Origin of the sequence: Candidatus Binatus sp., assembly GCF_030646925.1 — a bacterium.
GTDB lineage: Bacteria > Desulfobacterota > Binatia > Binatales > Binataceae > Binatus.
The window spans coordinates 24,499-42,211 of the sequence record NZ_JAUSKL010000016.1; the positions used below are offsets into that span (position 1 = coordinate 24,499).

At 60.7% G+C, this 17,713-nt stretch carries 15 protein-coding genes and 1 tRNA gene; 6 read left to right on the forward strand and 10 right to left on the reverse strand.

What is annotated here, in order from left to right; translation table 11 throughout:
• Positions 1-5: 5 nt before the first annotated feature.
• Both Q7S58_RS01885 and ccrA read right to left on the reverse strand, forming a co-directional pair.
• Complete coding sequence (locus Q7S58_RS01885) at positions 6-2,888, reverse strand: FAD-binding and (Fe-S)-binding domain-containing protein (protein ID WP_304820222.1); 2,883 nt, start codon at positions 2,886-2,888, stop codon at positions 6-8.
• 228 nt (positions 2,889-3,116) lie between these two features.
• Positions 3,117-4,370 (reverse strand): crotonyl-CoA carboxylase/reductase, encoded by a 1,254-nt coding sequence (gene ccrA, locus Q7S58_RS01890; RefSeq protein WP_304820224.1) that lies wholly within the window; start codon positions 4,368-4,370, stop codon positions 3,117-3,119.
• A 380-nt stretch (positions 4,371-4,750) separates the two neighbouring features.
• Here ccrA and Q7S58_RS01895 point away from each other — a divergent pair, with 380 nt between their 5' ends.
• From Q7S58_RS01895 to Q7S58_RS01910, 4 genes are read left to right on the forward strand one after another with little or no spacing between them, the layout of a single operon-like run.
• Positions 4,751-5,218: a MaoC family dehydratase gene (locus tag Q7S58_RS01895; protein WP_304820226.1), complete on the forward strand. Its 468-nt coding sequence runs from the start codon at positions 4,751-4,753 to the stop codon at positions 5,216-5,218.
• A 15-nt stretch (positions 5,219-5,233) separates the two neighbouring features.
• Positions 5,234-6,400, forward strand: coding sequence for an acyl-CoA dehydrogenase family protein (locus Q7S58_RS01900; protein WP_304820227.1), 1,167 nt, complete (start codon positions 5,234-5,236; stop codon positions 6,398-6,400).
• Positions 6,401-6,405: 5 nt separating this feature from the next.
• Positions 6,406-6,888: a MaoC family dehydratase gene (locus tag Q7S58_RS01905; RefSeq protein WP_304820229.1), complete on the forward strand. Its 483-nt coding sequence runs from the start codon at positions 6,406-6,408 to the stop codon at positions 6,886-6,888.
• A gap of 34 nt (positions 6,889-6,922) precedes the next feature.
• On the forward strand, positions 6,923-7,960 hold the full coding sequence (locus tag Q7S58_RS01910; protein WP_304820231.1) for a CoA ester lyase: 1,038 nt from the start codon (positions 6,923-6,925) through the stop codon (positions 7,958-7,960).
• Positions 7,961-8,204: 244 nt separating this feature from the next.
• Here the strand turns inward: Q7S58_RS01910 and argC are convergent, their stop codons facing one another.
• From argC to Q7S58_RS01950, 8 genes are all read right to left on the reverse strand, one after another.
• Complete coding sequence (gene argC / locus Q7S58_RS01915; RefSeq protein ID WP_304820233.1) at positions 8,205-9,260, reverse strand: N-acetyl-gamma-glutamyl-phosphate reductase; 1,056 nt, start codon at positions 9,258-9,260, stop codon at positions 8,205-8,207.
• Positions 9,261-9,334: 74 nt separating this feature from the next.
• Positions 9,335-11,560 (reverse strand): CHASE2 domain-containing protein, encoded by a 2,226-nt coding sequence (locus Q7S58_RS01920; protein ID WP_304820235.1) that lies wholly within the window; start codon positions 11,558-11,560, stop codon positions 9,335-9,337.
• Positions 11,561-11,656: 96 nt separating this feature from the next.
• Complete coding sequence (locus Q7S58_RS01925) at positions 11,657-12,427, reverse strand: hypothetical protein (protein WP_304820237.1); 771 nt, start codon at positions 12,425-12,427, stop codon at positions 11,657-11,659.
• 17 nt (positions 12,428-12,444) lie between these two features.
• Positions 12,445-13,125, reverse strand: a complete 681-nt coding sequence (locus Q7S58_RS01930; protein ID WP_304820239.1) for a FecR family protein — start codon at positions 13,123-13,125, stop codon at positions 12,445-12,447.
• 240 nt (positions 13,126-13,365) lie between these two features.
• Positions 13,366-13,764, reverse strand: a complete 399-nt coding sequence (rpsI, locus tag Q7S58_RS01935) for a 30S ribosomal protein S9 (RefSeq protein WP_304820241.1) — start codon at positions 13,762-13,764, stop codon at positions 13,366-13,368.
• A 21-nt stretch (positions 13,765-13,785) separates the two neighbouring features.
• On the reverse strand, positions 13,786-14,232 hold the full coding sequence (gene rplM, locus Q7S58_RS01940) for a 50S ribosomal protein L13 (RefSeq protein ID WP_370655435.1): 447 nt from the start codon (positions 14,230-14,232) through the stop codon (positions 13,786-13,788).
• Between the two features lie 26 nt (positions 14,233-14,258).
• Positions 14,259-14,336: transfer RNA gene (locus Q7S58_RS01945), tRNA-Asp, on the reverse strand.
• Positions 14,337-14,546: 210 nt separating this feature from the next.
• Entirely contained in the window at positions 14,547-14,726 is a 180-nt protein-coding gene (locus Q7S58_RS01950; protein WP_304820243.1) for a hypothetical protein, read from the reverse strand.
• A gap of 150 nt (positions 14,727-14,876) precedes the next feature.
• Here Q7S58_RS01950 and Q7S58_RS01955 point away from each other — a divergent pair, with 150 nt between their 5' ends.
• Both Q7S58_RS01955 and Q7S58_RS01960 read left to right on the forward strand, forming a co-directional pair.
• Complete coding sequence (locus Q7S58_RS01955; protein ID WP_304820245.1) at positions 14,877-15,329, forward strand: endonuclease domain-containing protein; 453 nt, start codon at positions 14,877-14,879, stop codon at positions 15,327-15,329.
• Positions 15,330-15,619: 290 nt separating this feature from the next.
• Positions 15,620-17,713: efflux RND transporter permease subunit (locus Q7S58_RS01960; RefSeq protein WP_304820247.1), on the forward strand; the 2,094-nt coding region annotated here is incomplete at its 3' end.

Consider the following 17,713-nt stretch of genomic DNA (forward strand, 5'->3'; position numbering starts at 1 on the left):
GATGATCACAGTGACGCTGCGCGGCTGGGATTGCGCGATGCGAGTTCGAGCACCTGCGCGAGATGGAGTGGGCGTCGGGTCGGCGCGAAGTGTCGAATCTGCGCGCGGCACGAGAATCCGTCGGCGATGACGAACGTGTCGGGCGGCGAATTCTCGATCGCGGGAATCAATACGCGCGATGCGAGCGTGCTCGACAGTTCGAAGTGATCGCGATCGTAGCCGAATGCGCCGGCCATCCCGCAGCATCCGGCGTCGAGCACTTCGACCTCGAGGCCCGCGATGCGCTGTAGCAAGCTGCTTTCGCGATCGATTCCAGCGAGCGCTTTCTGATGACAGTGGCTTTGCACAATCGCGCGTCCGCGAAGTTCTCCGGCGACAAAATCCGGCGCATCCCGCGCGATGAACTCATCGAGCATCAGCGATTGCGAGGCGAGACTGCGCGCCGCCGCGTCCTTGGGGAACAACATCGGCAATTCGTCACGGAAGGTGAGGATACAACTGGGCTCGAGTCCGACAATCGGGACGCCGGACGCGGCAAACGGTCCGAGTACTTTCATCGCGTCGGAGAGGCGCCACTTCGCGCGGTCGAGCATCCCCTGGTCGTAGAGCGGGCGGCCGCAACAGATGTCGCGCGGCGGAATCGTCACGCGGAAACTCGCGCGCTCGAGCACTTCGACCGCGGCGATCGCGACTTCGGGCGCGAAAAAATTGTTGAAGGTGTCGGGAAACAGCACGACCTGGCGCTGGGATATGCTCGCGGGTGCGCGGCGCTTGAACCACGCGCGGAAAGTCTCGGGCGCGAAGCCTGGCAACTCGCGCGCAGGATGAATCCCGAGCAGGCGGCGAGTGAGATTTGCGAACGGCGCCGTCTGCGATAACGCATTGGCGAGGCGCGGCGCCGCCGATGCGAGGCGGGAGAATTCGTGCAAGCGGCCGAAGAAGTGCGACGAAAGCGGGCGCCGATGACGCCGATAGTAGTGCGCGAAAAACTCCGCTCGATACGCCGCCATGTCGATCGACGACGGGCATTCGTTCTTGCACGCCTTGCACGAAAGACAAAGATCGAGCGCCGTTTTCACGTCAGGATGATCGAAGCCGCCGGCGAGCAAATCGGTCGTCATCGCTTCGAACAGGATTCGCGCACGGCCGCGCGTCGAGTGCATTTCCTCGCGCGTCGCCATGTACGAGGGACACATCGTGCCGGCGTCGGTCTTGCGGCATTTGCCGATCCCGACGCATTTCAGCGTCGCGCCGGCGAGCCCGTCCTCCGCGCTGAAATCGAAGTGCGTCGAGACTCGCGCGGGCCGATAGTTCGCGCCGAGTTTGAGATGCGAATCGAGCGGATGCGCATCGACGATCACGCCCGGATTCATCATCGAAGCGGGATCGAAGATTTGCTTGAAACTGCGGAATGCGCCGATCAACTCGGGACGAAAAATCATCGGCAACAGTTCGGAACGCGCGATGCCGTCGCCGTGCTCGCCGGAAATCGAGCCGCCCAGTTCGGCGACCAGAGCGCCGAGTTCCATCATCGTCCGGCGAAAGGTCGCGATACCGGGCGCGCTTGCCAGATCGAAATTGACGCGCGCATGAACGCATCCTTCGCCGAAATGTCCGTAGTAGGTCGCGACGCGAAGGCCGTGATAGTTGAGGATTCGATCGAAGCCGCGGAGAAATGCGCCGAGATTTTGCGGCGGCACCGCGGAATCCTCGGCGCCCGGCCAGGTGCGCGGACGCCCGGGAATAAACGCGCTCGAGCCGAGCCCGGATTCGCGGATTTGCCACACGGTGGTTTGTTCGCGCGCGTCGGAGAGGAACGCGGCGCCGGTGCATTGAGGGACGCGATGCGCTTGATCGATTAATCGCTCGGCGCGAGCGCGCGCTTCATCGTCGGTAGCGCCGCCGAGTTCCACCAGCAGGAACGCACGGCCAGCGGGAAGGAACTTCACACCGGGCATCGACTTGATGCGCGCGAACTCGGGCAAATTGTGATCGAAGCCTTCGACGGCCTCGGGGCGATGCTCCAAAATCCACGGCGTCTGATCCGCAGCGATGAACACGTCATCGAACCCAAGCACCGCGAGCGCGATTTTCCGCGGACGAGGCACGGCTCGGACCGTCGCGCGGAGAATGATTGCGAGAGTGCCTTCGGAGCCGACGATTGCACGGCTGAGATTGAATCCGCGCGCGGGCATCAGCTCGTCGAGGTTGTAGCCGGAGACGCGGCGCGGAAGTTTCGGGAAGTGATCGCGGATTGAATCGGCGTTTCGATCGCGCAGCTCGAGCAGCCGCGAGTGGATTTCACCAACGCGACCTCGTTGCGCGATAGCGTCTCGGATATCGCCATCCGACATTGCGCCTTTGAGCGACAGCCTTGTGCCATCGTAGAGCGCGACTTCCAGCGCCTCGACGTTATCGACGGTTTTGCCGTAGGCCGCCGAATGCGCGCCGCACGAATTGTTGCCGATCATGCCGCCGATGGTGCATCGATCCTTGGTCGAAGGATCGGGCGCGAAGAAAAGGCCGTGGGGCGCAAGCGCGGCGTTCAGATGACTCTGCACGACGCCGGGCTCGACGGTCGCGACGCGGGCATCGGCGTCGATCGACAGAATGCGATTCATGTACTTCGAGAAATCGAGCACGATCGCGACGTTGCACGCCTGGCCGGCGAGACTGGTGCCTCCGCCGCGCGCGAGGATCGGAATCGAGTGCTCGCGGGCGATCGAAAGCGCGGCGAGCACGTCGGCTTCATGGCGCGGAATTACGACCGCGATCGGAACCTGCCGATAGTTCGACGCGTCGGTCGAGTAGATAGCGCGGGTGCCGGCGTCGAAACGTACTTCGCCTTCGATTGCGCGGCGCAGTCTAGATTCGAGTGCGGTCGCCATGATCGATCGGGATTGTAGATGATCTTGCCTGGGGACGCAGAACCCTCACCTACCCGCCGCAGGAGCGGCGGGCTTCCTCTCCCGTAAAGTAACGGGCGAGGTAGATCAGAAGTAACGGCAGATTTCGCGGATTACGCAGATTAAGGAAATCGCGGCCGATCAGCCGCGACAGTATCTTCTGAAATGAATCTGCGGAATCTGCGGTTAAGTTTTCGTTTTCGAGAAGATCTAGAGGCCGAGGGTTTTCAGGCCGGGTCTCGGCGCGCCGACCAGCGCGACCATCTTGCCCTCGGGCGCGCGATTTTCATGCATCGCCTGGTGGCATTCCGGGATTTCCTCGAACGAGAAAGTTTTCGCGACGCATGGATCGATCTTGCCGTCCACCACGAGCTGATTGAATGCGTAAGCCTGTTCGTCGTTGGCGAAATGCGATCCCTGCAAGCGCTTTTGCCGCATCCAGAGGTAGCGCAAATCGACGACCGCGTTGTAGCCGGTGGTGCCCGCGCAAATCACCACCATCCCGCCGGTATCGCAGACGAAGACCGACGTGCCGATGGTGTCCTCGCCCGGATGCTCGAACACGATGCGCGGATTTTTGCGCTCGCCGACGATGTCCCAAATTGCCTTGCCGAACTTTCGGCATTCAGCCGCCCACTTGTTGTAGGTCGCTACGTCTTTCCAGTGCGGCATCATGCCCCAATGCAGATATTTCCTGCGATTGATGACGCCCTTGGCGCCGAGCTTCATGCAAAAGCCGGCTTTGCGATCGTCGCCTACAACGCCGACCGGGATACCGCCTTCGGCCTTTACGATCTGAATCGCCATGCATCCGAGTCCGCCCGACGCACCCCAAATCAGGACGACGTCGCCGTGGCGCACGATATTCGGCGACCATCCCATTAGCATCCGGTACGCGGTCGCGCCGACCAGCGTTGGTCCCGCGGCTTCTTCCCAGGTGAGATGGCGCGCTTTGGGCATGCATTGATGCGCCTGGACTTTGGTGAACTGGGCGAAGCTGCCCCAATTGGTTTCGTAACCCCAAATTTTGAACGACGGATCGTACATCGGATCGTCGCCGTTGCGGACCGCGGCGCAATCCTTGTCCCAGATGCCGCAATGGATGACGACTTCGTCGCCGATTTTGACGTTGCGCACGTCGGCGCCGACGGCATACACGATTCCCGACGCGTCGCTGCCGCCGATATGGAAATCGGAATGATCGTATTTTGATTTCTGGCGCGCGCCGATTACGTCCACCGGCGAGCCGAGCGCCGCCCATACGTTGTTGAAATTGACGCCGGCCGCCATTACGTAAACCAGCACTTCGTCGGACTTGATCGAGGGAACGTGAATTTTTTCGACTTTGAAGGCGTGGCGCGGGTCGCCGAATCGATCCGCCCGGATGAGCTGGGCGTACATATTTTTCGGCACGCGCCCGATCGGCGGCACTTCGCCGATCTCGTAAATATCCTTGGCGTGCATGCTAGTAGGTTATCACCTCGCCCCCATTGAACTTAACGGTGATTTCGGCGGGAATCCGATTTCGCTGTCAGGCATCGCCTACCGTCATGCGCGCAACTAAGTACCTGTTTGGCGCGGCTTTGACAATAGCCAACCTTTCAGGTGTTAGGGAGACGAATCAAGCTGCAGGGTCGGTTGACGCGCGAGGCCGAATTCCATAAAAAACGGACTCGGCTCCGAAAGCCGCGGTCATTTCGAGAAGATTGCAAACGGATTCCTGCTGTCAGCGGGAGCGGACCTGTCTGCTCCTGATGCGGACAACGAACCGCGGCTGACTTGCATGAGCGCCAAGATACAAAGGTTATAGTACCAAGGTCACAGACAGAGGCAGCCAGAATCAGATGGCGGTGCGCAAAATCGAGCGTGGCCACTACTTCGAAGACTTCGAAGTGGGCCATCTTTTCAAGCATCATTGGGGCCGGACGATCACCGAAGGCGACAACAGTTTCTTCAGCAGCGTCACGATGAACTTCAACCCGATTTATTTTAACCGCGAGTACGCGCAAAGCCTCGGCTACAAGAATGTAGTCGTGAATCACATGCTGGTGATGAACGTCGTGTTCGGCTTGTCGGTCGAGGATTTGAGCGAGCGTGCGATCGCGCATCTCGGCTACGAGAAAATGAAATTCGGCGAGACGGTGTATCCTGGCGATACGATAACCTCGCAATCGCTGGTGCTCGAAAAGCGCGACACCTCGAAGCCGGATCGTGGCGTCGTCAAATTCCGCACCACCGGCCACAATCAGCGCGGCGAGAAGGTGCTCGAATACGAGCGTCCGGTCCTGATTCGCAAACGCACGTCCGCGTAGGAGTCCACCCAAAAAATGCCGCTGGTTACGCCTGAGCATGAGTTGATCCGCCGCTCGGTCCGCGATTTTGTCGAGGCCGAGGTCAAGCCGATCGCCAACGACCTCGATCGCAACAACCAGGAGATCCCGGAAAGCATCCTGAAGCAGATGGCCGAGCTGGGCTACTTCGGCGTGATCTTTCCCGCCGAAGAGGGCGGCATGGGCCTCGATTATATCGCGATGGCGATCGTCACCGAGGAGCTGTCGCGCGGATGGCTCAGCGTCGGCTCGGTGATGACGCGCAATATCATTACCGGCACGCTGATCAGCGCCAACGGCACGCCCGAGCAGAAGAAGCGGCTGCTGCCGAAGATCGCTCGCGGTGAGATGCTGACGGCGGCGGCGTTCACGGAACCGGACTCGGGCAGCGATACCGCGTCGTTCAAAACGCGGGCGGTGAAGCAGGGCGACGGCTACCTGATCAAAGGATCGAAAATGTGGTGCACGTTTGCCAATCGCGCGAACATGCTGACCGTGATGACGCGGACCGATCCCGACGTGTCGAAGCGGCACAAGGGTCTGTCATTGATCCTGCTCGAAAAGGAGCCGGGCGACGATTTCATGCCGCCGCAGCTTACCGGCTCCGCGATTCCGACGGTAGGTTATCATGGGATGCGCAGTTACGCGCTGCAATTCGATGACGCGTTTGCGCCGGCCGAGAATCTAATCGGTGGCCAGGAAGGCCGGGGTTTTTATCAATTGATGGCGAGTTACGAGGCGGCGCGAATCCAGACCGCGGCGCGCGGCGTCGGCGTGGCGCAGGCGGCCTTCGAATGCGCGACCAAATATGCGAAGCAGCGGACGCAGTTCGGCCAGCCGATCGGCGATTTCCAGGTGATTCGGCACAAGCTCGCGCACATGGCAGTGGAAATCGAAGCGGCGCGGCAGCTTTGCTACTATGCGGCAGCGGAGAAAGACACCGGACGCCGATGCGACTACGAGGCGGGCCTCGCCAAGGCGTTCGCGGCCGAGATGGCGGAACGCGTGACGCGCGAAGCGATGCAGGTGCACGGCGGCTACGGCTACTCGATGGAATTCGAGGCGCAGCGTTTCTGGCGCGACGCGCGCGTGCTGTCGATCTTCGAAGGCACCAGCGAGATTCAGTACGAAGTCATCGGGCGCCGAATCATGGAGCAGGATTAGCGCGCATGAGCATCACGCAGGACGGCAGCTACTTCGAGGATTTCACCGTCGGCGAAACGCTGCAGCATCAGCGCGGCCGCACGATCACGGAATCGGACAATCACGTTTTTACTTCGCTGGTGATGAACACTGCGGAGCTTCACTTCAATCAGGATCTGATCGATCGGAATCCGGGCGCGTACGTGGGCGGCAAGCTGCTGGTGTATGGCGGCGTAGTGCTGGCGTTCACGGTCGGATTGGCGTCCGAGGACACCAGCGAGAACGCGATCGCGGAGGTCGAGATGGATAACGGGCGGCATACCAATCCCGTTTTTCACGGCGACACGATCTATGCGGAATCAACCGTGCTCGAGAAGCGCGATTCCGATCGCCCCGACGCCGGACTGGTCAAGTTCAAGCTGGTCGGCAAGAAGCCCGACGGCACGGTGGTCGTCGAAATCGAGCGCACGGTTCTGATCAAACGAAAGTCACATTACCTGGCGCCCTGAAAACAGCCGAAGCGGACAAGCAGGAGATCGAGCAATGTACGTCCTGGATAAAGGCACGCGTTTCGTAATTCCACGCACCGAAATGACCTACCCCGGCCACAACATGAAGTTGCATCAGACCGCCGCCGACGCGGTGAAGGCGCCGGTCGATCACGTGATGGCGGATTTCGAGGATGCGTGTCCTTACGAGTTCAAGGGCGAGAAGAGCCGCAAGGTGATGGTCGAGGCGCTGAACACCCTCGACTTCGGCAAGAAGATCGTGACGGTGCGGCCGAACAATATCCATTCGAAGTTTTTCAAGGGCGACATGGAAGCGATCATGCTGGGCGCGCCGAATCGCTTCCATGGAATCATGCTGCCGAAGACGCGCGGATCCGAAGAGATTCGCGAAGTATCGAAGCTGCTCGACGATTTGGAAAAGCGCGGCGGCTGGACTTATCGCGTGCAGATCGAGTCGTTGATCGAGACGCCGCATGCGCTGGTGCATGCCTACGAAATCGCGACCGCGTCGGATCGCATGTGCGGACTGGTGTTCGGAATCGCGGATTACGCGGCGAATCTTGGCATCCGCGAGATCGTCGAGAATCAGAACCAGAATTTTCACTACTCGAAGCAGGCGGTCGTGGTGGCGGCGAAAGCGGCCGGACTGCATGCGATCGACAACGTCTATCTGCGCTTGTGGCGCAAGGAAGATTCACCCGAGCGCGTCAAGCAGTTGCAGGAAGGGCTCCGCGAAAAGAACGTCGGCGCGGCGAACCTCGGGATGGACGGGACGTGGGTGATTCATCCGCAGCAGGCGGAGATCGCCAATGCCTGCTACACGCCGAGCGGCGATCAGGTCGAAGAAGCGCGCCGCGTGATCAAGCTCTACCACGAGAAGGGTGGCGGCTCGATGGCGGATCCAAAATCGGGCGAGATGATCGACGAAGCGACGATCAAGATTGGACTGATGGACCTCGCGAAGGGCGCGCAGGCGGGCCTCGTGTCGGATGCGGAGCTGAAAGACTGGTCGGCGAAGAGCCGCGAGATCACCGGCTACGACATCCTGGAGTTGATGCGCCGCACCGCATAAGAAAAGCGCGGTGCGAGAAATCCTGGACTGCTGTCTGGCTTTTGTACGTGGGCCGACTGCACCCTCACCCGCGCCCGACTGTTCGTCGTGCGCGACCTCTCCCGCAACGAAGCGGGCGAGGGAAAGATCGGGATTTCTCGCTGCGGCTCGAAAGGACCGGCAGACGGGATTCATTCTTCGCGCAGTAACCACGCGCGAGAATGACAGAAAAGTGCGAGCCCGAGAATGTCGGAAAGTCAACCGATCAGGGGACGGGGGCGGCAGCGAGCAGGCCGGCGGCCTCGTCATAGCCAAGCATCAGGTTCATGTTCTGCACGGCCTGACCCGCGGCGCCTTTGCCGAGATTATCGATCGCCGTGATCACCAGCAGCGTATCGCTCCGCTTATCGAGCACATACGACAGTTCGCAGAAATTGGTTGCGCGCACGTTGCGCAGTTCAGGCAATTCGCCGCGCTTCAGGATACGCACGAAGCGCGACTTGGCGAAGCTCGCCTCGAATGCCGCGTGAACGTCGCTCTCCGAGGTGCCGCGGCGCGGGCGCATGAAGATCGAGGTCAGGATGCCGCGCGTGATCGGCAGCAGATGCGGCACGAACAGCAGCGCGATATCGCGGCCGAGCGCAGCGCCGATTTCCTGCTCCATCTCAGGCACGTGGCGATGATTGCCGACGTTGTACGCGCGGAAATTTTCGTTCACTTCGGCGAACAGATACTCGACTGAAGCGGCGCGTCGGGCGCCGGTCGTGCCGGATTTGGCGTCGATGATGATCGACGACGGTTCGATCAGATCGCGGCGAATCAGCGGCAGCAGCGCGAGCAGCGCGCCGGTCGGATAGCATCCGGGATTCGCGACCAGCCGCGCTTCCCGCAGTTCAGGCCGATGAAATTCGGTGAGGCCATAAACCGCCTCTCGCAGCAGATGCGCGGCGGCGTGATCGACGCCATAAGTGGTGCGATATGCAGCCGGGTCCTTCAGCCGAAAATCCGCGGATAAGTCCACGACCTTGATGCCGCTCCTGACAAATTCGGCGAGTACCGGAGTGCCGACTTTTTCCGGCAGGCATGAGAGCACGATCTCGGCGCGGCCCTGCAGCAAGTCGGGACGCAGTTCCTCGAATGGCGGCAGATCGACGCCCGCCATGTGACGGTAAACGTCGGCCACTTCGCGGCCGGCGTAGTGCTCGGAGGTCAGCACGCTCAACTCGACGAACGGATGCGCCGCGAGGATGCGCACCGCCTCGATACCGGAGTATCCGGAGGCGCCCACCACGGCCACTTTGACCCTATCGCGCGTAGCCATTGCGCAGAATGCGATACTCCCCTGTCAGCGGATGATGAAGCAACTGAGTATCACGATTGTGAACGTCGAGCCAGTTACTTGCTATCGAACTCGAAAATCATGTCGGTCGGCGGATGCTCGGGATTCGCGTTGAGCCGCTCGAGAAAATATTGCACCGGCGTGTCGGAGGGCCGCTCGGAGCTTAGTTGCTCGAGTTCGTCGCGCGCGGCAGGCGCGCTGCCGGCGCGGATCATCTTGAGCGCATCGGCAAAGCGGCGGTAGAAAACCGGATCGACGCTGTCGTTCTCGAGGCCGGCGATCTCCACGATCGGCACATACAGTTCCTTGCCTTTCACTCTCACCTGTCCGAGTTCGCGCGCGATAAACCCGGCGCCAGCTTCGGTGTAAGTCTGCAAGCTAACCAGCATCCGCACTTTGAACTGGCGGGTAAGTCCTTCGAGGCGCGACGCGAGATTCACCGTGTCGCCGATTACCGAATAATCGAAGCGCCGCTCGCCGCCGAAGTTGCCGACGATTCCGTCGCCGGTCGCGATGCCCACGCCGATGTCGAGATCCTTGAAACGCGCGTCGCGCACGCGCATCGCGTCCAGCTCCGCGAGCATCGCAAGCCCGGTCTCGACCGCGGCGCGCGCGTGATTGGGCAAATCGAGCGGCGCGCCCCAGAACGCCATGATTCCATCGCCGCGAATCTTGTCGACCACGCCGTCACTCTCGAGGATTCGATCGGTCATCTTGGTCATGTAGTCGTTGAGCAGCGCGACTAGCGCCGCGGGATCGGTGCGTTCCGAAAGGCCGGTGTAGTTCACGATATCCGCGAACAGGATGGACAGATGGCGGCGCTCGCCGCTCAACTTGAGCGCGCCAGGATTATCGACGATCGCGGCGACCACGTGCGGATGCAAATAGTGTTCAAACGCGACGCGCAGGTAGCGCTTCTCGAGTCCCTCGGTGACGTAGCGGTAGCCAGCCAGCACCATGTAGATGGTGAGTGCGGCCGTCATCGGAAACGCGATACCGATAACCAGGCCGTCATTGATGAGTTGAAACTGCGCGTAAATGTAGTAGCCGCCGATTAGAATGACGCCGGCCATCGCCGACCCGAGAGCTGTGAGCCAAGCGACCGCGAGCGCCATCGCGATTCCGATGACCACGGTAGCGTACATCGCAATCTCCGTTGACTCGAACGGATGACGCATGAAGTCGCCGAGCAGCAGATTGTCGATCGCATGCGCGTGAATCTCGACCCGTGGCAGGTCGCCGCCAATAGGAGTGACCGCGCGATCGCCGAGCGCATGCGCCGTTGCGCCGACCAGTACGATTTTTCCCGCCAGTTTTTCAGGCGCGATTTTGTGATTGATGATGTCCGATATCGAGTAGTACGGAAACGGATGCTTGCCGCGCCGATAGTTCACCAGCATCAGGCCCTGATCGTCCACCGGGATATTTACCGTGCCGAGCGCGACCCTGGTTACGCCGGTTTCGCCGAGACTGAGCGATAGCGTTTGCCCGCCAGCGAAGGCAGCGGCCGCCGCCAGGAACAGCGGCACGCAGTAGCGATCGTCGAACTTCACCACGGTCAGCAGGTGGCGCAGCTCGCCGTCCGCGTCAGCATCGACGTCCACGTATCCGATCGCGTGTGCCGAATCGTTAAGCAGATTGACCGGTGGCAGGTAGGCCTCGGCGCTGATCAAATCCTTGGTCGCGCCCGGCGTCGATCTGACGATTCCATAGATCATCGGACCGGGTTGCCGAATCTTGTCCAGAAATCCGATCTTGCTCGCGAGTTGTTCGCGGCGTTTGAAATAGTGGCTCTCGAATGGATAGCCGAGGATGCTCGTACCTTGGGATTTCATCGCGTCGGCGAAGGCCTGATCGTTGCTCGTGCCGAGCGCGTCGCCGATATTTTGCTGCTTGATGCCGAGACCGATAAGGCGCTTTGCGATATTCGAGCGCATCAGGTCGCCGTTGTCGGTCTCGCTGAAGACCGTATCGAAACTGATCACTGCGGCCTTGTAATCCTTGAGCGCATCGACGAGTTGCGCGAGGACGTTGCGCGGCCACGGCCATTGGCCGAGTTGCGTGAGGCTCTTGTCGTCAATCGCGGCGATCGCGACGACGCCGGAGGGAGGCGTCACGGGCAGCCGGGCGACTCTAAGATCGTAGGCGACCAAATCGGCGCGCTCGAACACGGCGCCGTAGCGGAATTTGAACATGAACAATCCCGCCACCAGCGCGATTCCGATCGCGAATGTGCGCCAGGAAAACTTTAGCGAGGGTCGTTTGGAGCGCGCGGGCGGCATCGTTGAACGTGCGACCAGCTTAGCTGTGTGCGCGCGCCGCTAACAGTGCAGCGCGCGTGAATCGAGGCTCAAAGTCCTCGCCTCCGCGCCGGGGACTTATTCGAAGAAATTAAGCTGCTTGAACATACTGAGTTGCCCGTATTGATGAGCACTGCCGTAGCCAGCTTGTGCGGTAACGCCCATCTGCCATGGGCGGTAGTAGAAACCGATATCAGGTCCGCCCTGGCCATCGACGCCCTCGACGAAGCCGCCAGCGTAGAAGGCGCCTCCGCCACCGGCAAGAATCATGTACTTCTCAGTCGAATACACGATCGTCTGCAAGTCGATTTCGTTGCTGGTTACCTGATTCTGCCAGTCATGGATCGAGCTGAAGGACAGGTTGATCGGATGACGGCTGTGCAGCCAGAGCCAGCTCGAGAAATCGCCCTCGACCAAGCTCCCGTGACTGTTGCCGGTGTCCTTGCCGCCGGAAACCCATAAATGCGTCCCGGGCAGCAGCGTGAAATCGAGGCCGCCCTGAAAGCGCCCGAAGTTCAACCGCGACGAATGCCCCGAACCGGGGGACAGCGGACTGTCGAAGCCCTCGCCGATCCAGAGCTGATAGCCGGTCGCGCGCCCGAAGCCGCCGATATAAGGCGTAAGAGTCTGCTCGACCTGCACGCCTTCCTGGAGAACGCCGTACTTATCGCTGACGTAGCCGCCGCCAAACACCGTCACGTCGAGCCGGCCCGGATCCTGAACCGAGAAGAATCCCGGGTAGTAGTTGTTGAAGAATTGAGCACGCGCGGCGGGTGCCACCGCGACGATGCCGACAATCACGATCGAGGCGGCCGCAAGGCACAGGGGGACTATTCTTTTTATCTGCACGTTCGGCACCTCCACCATCACCTCGCACCCGGTTGAATTGGACTGCAAACGGGGCATCCGGGTGAGGGTGCGCCACTTGCGCCCGGCATCGCCCCAGCGAAGCCGGAAGTCGCGCCCGCGCCGCCGCCGTACGACGCCGCGCCGGTCATCGCGAGCGGACCGGGCGGTACCGGCGAGAACTGGCACGGGACGGTGGCTTCATAGCCCGCGCCGACATCTTCGCCGGCGTTTGGAGCGGCGCTCGATGCGAGATTCACCGTTCCTTCATAGACGGAGACGTCGGTGTAGCGGGAGCATCCGTCGTAGAACGGCCGCACCGCGCCTTCGCTGTATGCGGTGTCGAAGCGGGTGCCGCGAACTGCCGCAACCGCGTTTGGCGTATGCACTTCGTAAGCGGCCGCGGCGCCACCGGTCGCGTTGACGATCGATCTGAGGACTCCGGAGAACAGGCTCACGTGAGTCGCCGGCGCGCCTGCGCCGCCCAGTTGGTCGATATTGATCGCGCTCGCGGGGCCGAGTTCGAGCCGGCTCTGATCGCTCAGCACGATCCCCGCGTGACCGTCGAGGCCGGTGACCACCCGGTCGCCAACATTCACCGCGGTGCCCGCGGTCGCAGCCGACGTCGCGCCGCCGCGCTGAAGCTGGACTTGGCCGGTGGCGACGGTGATCGAGCCTGCCGCGGCCTGGGCAAATGCCAACTCTGGTGCTGCCAATGAAAGAGCGCTCAACCACACAACCGCGGCGCCAAGCACACTGAGCAGATGGGTTCGACTTCTTTGCGTCATCGAATGGGCGCTCCTTCGCACCAGCGCAATCTCTAATTGCGGGCATCGTACATTGTCGAACCATAAAACGTAAGTGCTGGTATGAAAGAAAAGGGCGCGAGTGGCGATACCTCGCGCCCGAGAGATCCGGATCGAATTGAGCCTGCGACGCGGCTAGCGCTTCGAGTATTGCGGCCGCTTGCGCGCTTTGTGATGCCCGTACTTCTTGCGCTCGACCTCGCGCGAATCGCGAGTCAGCATCCCGCCTTTGCGCAGCGGCGGGCGCAGCGTCTCGGTCCCTTTCACCAAGGCTCGCGAGATTCCATGACGCACCGCGTCGGCCTGCGCCGCGATCCCGCCACCCACGACACTGACGAGCGCGTCATATTGCCCGACCGTCTCGGTGACTTCGAACGGCTCGAGAATGCGCATCCGCGAAGTAGGGCGCGGGAAGTAATCCTCGAGCGTGCGCTCATTGATGACGATAGTGCCGGTGCCGGGAAACATCCGCACCCGCGCAATTGCAGTCTTGCGCCGGCCCGTTGTCCAGATGATGTTTTTCTTTTCTGCCATGTGACCTTTGAACAGCCTCGATCAGAGGGTGATGAGATTGGGTTTTTGCGCGGCGTGCGGATGCTCCGCGCCGCGATACACCTTCAGTTTGTTGAACATCTGATGCCCCAGCCGATTCTTCGGCAGCATCCCCTTCACCGCCATCTCGATCATTCGCTCGGGCTTGTTATCGAGCATCTTGCCGGCCGAGGTGGTGCGAATGCCGCCGGGCCATCCGGTGTGCCGATAGTAAATCTTGCCGACTAGTTTGGCGCCGGTCAGCTTCACTTTCGCGGCATTGACGATGACGACGAAATCGCCGGTGTCCTGGTGGGGCGTGAAATCCGGGCGGGTCTTGCCGCGCAGCAGGCTTGCTGCGCGCGAGGCGACGCGGCCGAGCGCGTGCTCACTGGCATCGATTACGACCCAATTGCGGTCGCGCAGTCCGCTCTCGCGAGAGATGCTGCGGGTTTGTTCGGTCAGCTTCAACTTCGTTCACCCAATAGATAAAGATTTGGCGGGGCCGATGGGATTTGAACCCACGACTTCCGACGTGACAGGCCGGCGTTCTAACCGGGCTGAACTACGACCCCGCCTGAACCATCCTTTGTTACATTTTTGCGCCCGCGGAGCAACCAAGGCGGAAGCGCATTACTGGCTTAATTTGGGCTTGAGTGTCTGAATTTGAAATTACGGGTGGCCTACTTTGGTTTGAGGCGTGGATCGTCACTAGCGATGCAAACAGATTTCGCCATCCGGAGCGTAAAGTATTCGTCACGGTTCGGCAGTCGCTGGAAACCCTCTCAGCCGGCGTCCTGATCTGAGCTGCACTGCGTCGCGGTGTCGAAAGAATCCTCTATGTCCCACTTTTGTAGGGGCGCCATCGTCAGCACGGTGGGATGCCCGTTGACTTTTATCACTGGCGGTACCATCAGATACCAGGCCACGAGTGCGAGGGTGGCGGCGTGATGGCGCTGCTTCATGGATCTCCAATTAACCAACGCACGCACTGAGAAGAAGTCGAAACGTCTTTAACATAGCTCGCTCTTTTCTTTACCTCGCCCGCTTCGTTGCGGGAGAGGTCGGCAGCGGCGAACAGCCGATGCCGGGTGAGGGTGCAGTCGGCTCATGCTATGCCTCGGTCTGACGTGTCTTCCACTCGGCCAAAAACGATCGATGGCGTAACGCTCCATCGAAGTCGTGCACTTCGCCACGAAGCAACCGGCGCGGAAACCAAGTTGTGGTACGCGCTGCGCGGAGGGCAGATTGAGAATTTCAAATTCCGGCGACAGTACCCGATCGGAAAGTTCATCGTGGATTTCTGCTGTGTCGGAAGAAAGCTGATTATCGAATTGGATGGCAGTCAGCATGCCGAGCAAGCTGCCGACGACAAGGAGAGAACGTCCTGGTTCGAGAAGCGCGGATATCGCGTTATTCGGTTCTGGAATTTTGAAGTCATGGAGTCCCTCGCCGACGTGCTCGACCGAATCAAAGAGGCTCTCGACGACGCGTCTGCACCCTCACCCGCCGATCCCTCACTTCGTTCGGTGTCGGCGACCTCTCCCGCAACGAAGCGGGCGAGGTAAAGACGCGGCGGCTTCGCTGAGCGGGATAGCTCCCGCAACCAAGCGGGCGAGGTAAGGAAAGGAGCGGGCGAGGTAAAGAAACACCCTCAGCGCCGACACGTTACTGCGCGAAAATCCGTAACTTGAATCGAGTCAGTTCGTAACCTATTTTGAAAATCGCTTTGATATTCGTCCGCGAGCACCACTCAGACGCTATTACTTGGTCGCATTCGCGGGCAGGATGAAAATCCGTAACCATTGGCGCTCGACTTCGCGGCAGCGAACTTAGACTCGGGCCCTCGGCAACATCTATGTGGATCGTCCGCCTCGCGCTTCGCCGGCCACTCTCGGTCGGCGTGATGGCGCTCCTGATGCTCGTCCTCGGCGTGCTCAGCTTCGGCTTGATGAACGCCGACATTTTCCCATCAATCGATCTGCCGGTAGTGATGGTGGTGTGGAATTACCCGGGCCTCTCGGCGTTCGACGTCGAGCGGCGGATGGTGTTCATCAGCGAGCGCGCGTTTTCGACCACGGTCAACGGGATCGAGCATATCGAGTCGAGTTCGATCAACGGCGTCGGCATCCTGAAAGTATATTTTCATCCGGGCAGCGACGTCGGCGGCGCGATCGCGCAGATGAACGCCGTCTCCGAAGCGATTCTGAACATCCTGCCGCGCGGGGTTCAGCCGCCGCAAATCATTTCGTATAACGCGACTAACGTGCCGGTCGCGCAGTTGAACATCTACAGCGAGGTGCTCTCGACCAACAAGCTGTTCGACTACGGACTGAATTTCATTCGCGTGCAGCTATTCACGATTCCGGGATTTTCGTCGCCGGCGCCGCTCGGCGGCGTCAATCGATCGGTGATGGTCAATCTGAATCCGGCCGCGCTCTACGCCAACGGGCTTTCGGCGTTCGACGTCGGCAACGCGCTCGCCTCGACCAACGTCGTCATCCCGTCGGGCACGGCGAAGATGGGCAACTACGAGTACACCGTCGATCTGAACATGTCGGTGCCGAAGGTGTCGGACTTCAACCAGTTGCCGATCAAATATCAGAACGGCGCGCCGGTTTTTCTGGGCGACGTGGCGCCGGTGACCGATTCGCATCAGCCGCAGACCAACGTGGTGCGCTTCAACGGCCAGCAAGCGACCTACCTGATGGTGATCAAGCATGCGGACGCCTCGACGCTGGCGGTGGTCGATGCGGTCAAGAAACGGCTGCCCGAGATTCGGGCGGTGGCGCCGAAGGGATTGAACGTCGCCCTCACCTTCGACCAATCGGAATTCGTGCGCGCCGCGTTGCGCGACGTAATGCAGGAGGCGATCACCGCCGCACTGCTGGTCGCATTGATGGTGATGCTGTTCCTCGGCTCGCCGCGCAGCATGCTGATCGTGATCACGTCGATACCGCTGTCGATTCTCACCGCGATCGTCGGCCTGAAGCTCACCGGGCAGACCATCAATACGATGACGCTTGGCGGAATCGCGCTGGCAGTTGGAATGCTGGTCGATGATGCGACGGTCGAAGTCGAGAACATCCATCGCAACCAGGCGATGCATAAGCCGTTACTGGTCGCGATTCTCGACGGTGCATCGCAAATCGCCGGCCCAACATTTGTCGGCACCATTTCGATTTGCATCGTTTTCTTCCCGGTCGTGCTGCTGACCGGAGTTGCGCGATTCCTGTTCACGCCGCTCGCGCTGGCGGTGGTATTCGCGATGCTGACCTCGTATCTACTGTCGCGCACGCTGGTGCCGTCGATGGCGCGGTATCTGCTCCCCGAGAGCAACGACGATCATATCGGCGACGGCCGCTGGGCGAAGTTCGCGCGGGGATTCGATGCGCTATTCGAGCGGGTGAAGGAGAGTTATCGATTCGGGCTCGCGAAGTTCGTCGCGCAGCGCACCTTCGGACTCATTTGCGTCGCGATCGTGATCGTTTCGTCGGCGGGACTGCTGTTCGTGGTCGGCGAAGATTTTTTTCCGAAAGTGGACGCCGGCATGATGAAGTTGCACGTGCGGATGCCGACCGGGACGCGCGTCGAGACCACTGAGTACATCGTGGATAACATCGAGCGCACGATCCGCACCGTGATTCCGGCCGACGAAGTGGCGGGTATCAGCGATACGATCGGACTCCCGCTCTCGTTCGTGCTCGCGTACTACCAGACCGACAGTATCGGCCCGCAGGATGCTGACATCCTGATTCAGCTTCGCCCGAAGCATCAGGCAACCGCCGGCTACCAGGACCAGATTCGCAAACTGATGAAGGTCACATATCCCAACGTGACCGCGTATTTTCAGGCCGCGGATATCGTGAGCCAGGTGCTCAATTTCGGCCTTCCCGCGGCGATCGACGCGCAAATCAACGGCAACGACATGCAGGCCAACTACGATATCGCG

Bases quoted from the DNA above. Each gene is read 5' to 3' on its own strand.
- Q7S58_RS01920 (WP_304820235.1), bottom strand. From the start codon at position 11,560: ATGCCGCCCGCGCGCTCCAAACGACCCTCGCTAAAGTTTTCCTGGCGC.
- Q7S58_RS01895 (WP_304820226.1), top strand. From the start codon at position 4,751: ATGGCGGTGCGCAAAATCGAGCGTGGCCACTACTTCGAAGACTTCGAA.
- Q7S58_RS01905 (WP_304820229.1), top strand. From the start codon at position 6,406: ATGAGCATCACGCAGGACGGCAGCTACTTCGAGGATTTCACCGTCGGC.
- Q7S58_RS01885 (WP_304820222.1), bottom strand. From the start codon at position 2,888: ATGGCGACCGCACTCGAATCTAGACTGCGCCGCGCAATCGAAGGCGAA.
- Q7S58_RS01900 (WP_304820227.1), top strand. From the start codon at position 5,234: ATGCCGCTGGTTACGCCTGAGCATGAGTTGATCCGCCGCTCGGTCCGC.
- argC (WP_304820233.1), bottom strand. From the start codon at position 9,260: ATGGCTACGCGCGATAGGGTCAAAGTGGCCGTGGTGGGCGCCTCCGGA.
- ccrA (WP_304820224.1), bottom strand. From the start codon at position 4,370: ATGCACGCCAAGGATATTTACGAGATCGGCGAAGTGCCGCCGATCGGG.
- Q7S58_RS01950 (WP_304820243.1), bottom strand. From the start codon at position 14,726: ATGAAGCAGCGCCATCACGCCGCCACCCTCGCACTCGTGGCCTGGTAT.
- Q7S58_RS01955 (WP_304820245.1), top strand. From the start codon at position 14,877: ATGCCTCGGTCTGACGTGTCTTCCACTCGGCCAAAAACGATCGATGGC.
- rpsI (WP_304820241.1), bottom strand. From the start codon at position 13,764: ATGGCAGAAAAGAAAAACATCATCTGGACAACGGGCCGGCGCAAGACT.
- Q7S58_RS01910 (WP_304820231.1), top strand. From the start codon at position 6,923: ATGTACGTCCTGGATAAAGGCACGCGTTTCGTAATTCCACGCACCGAA.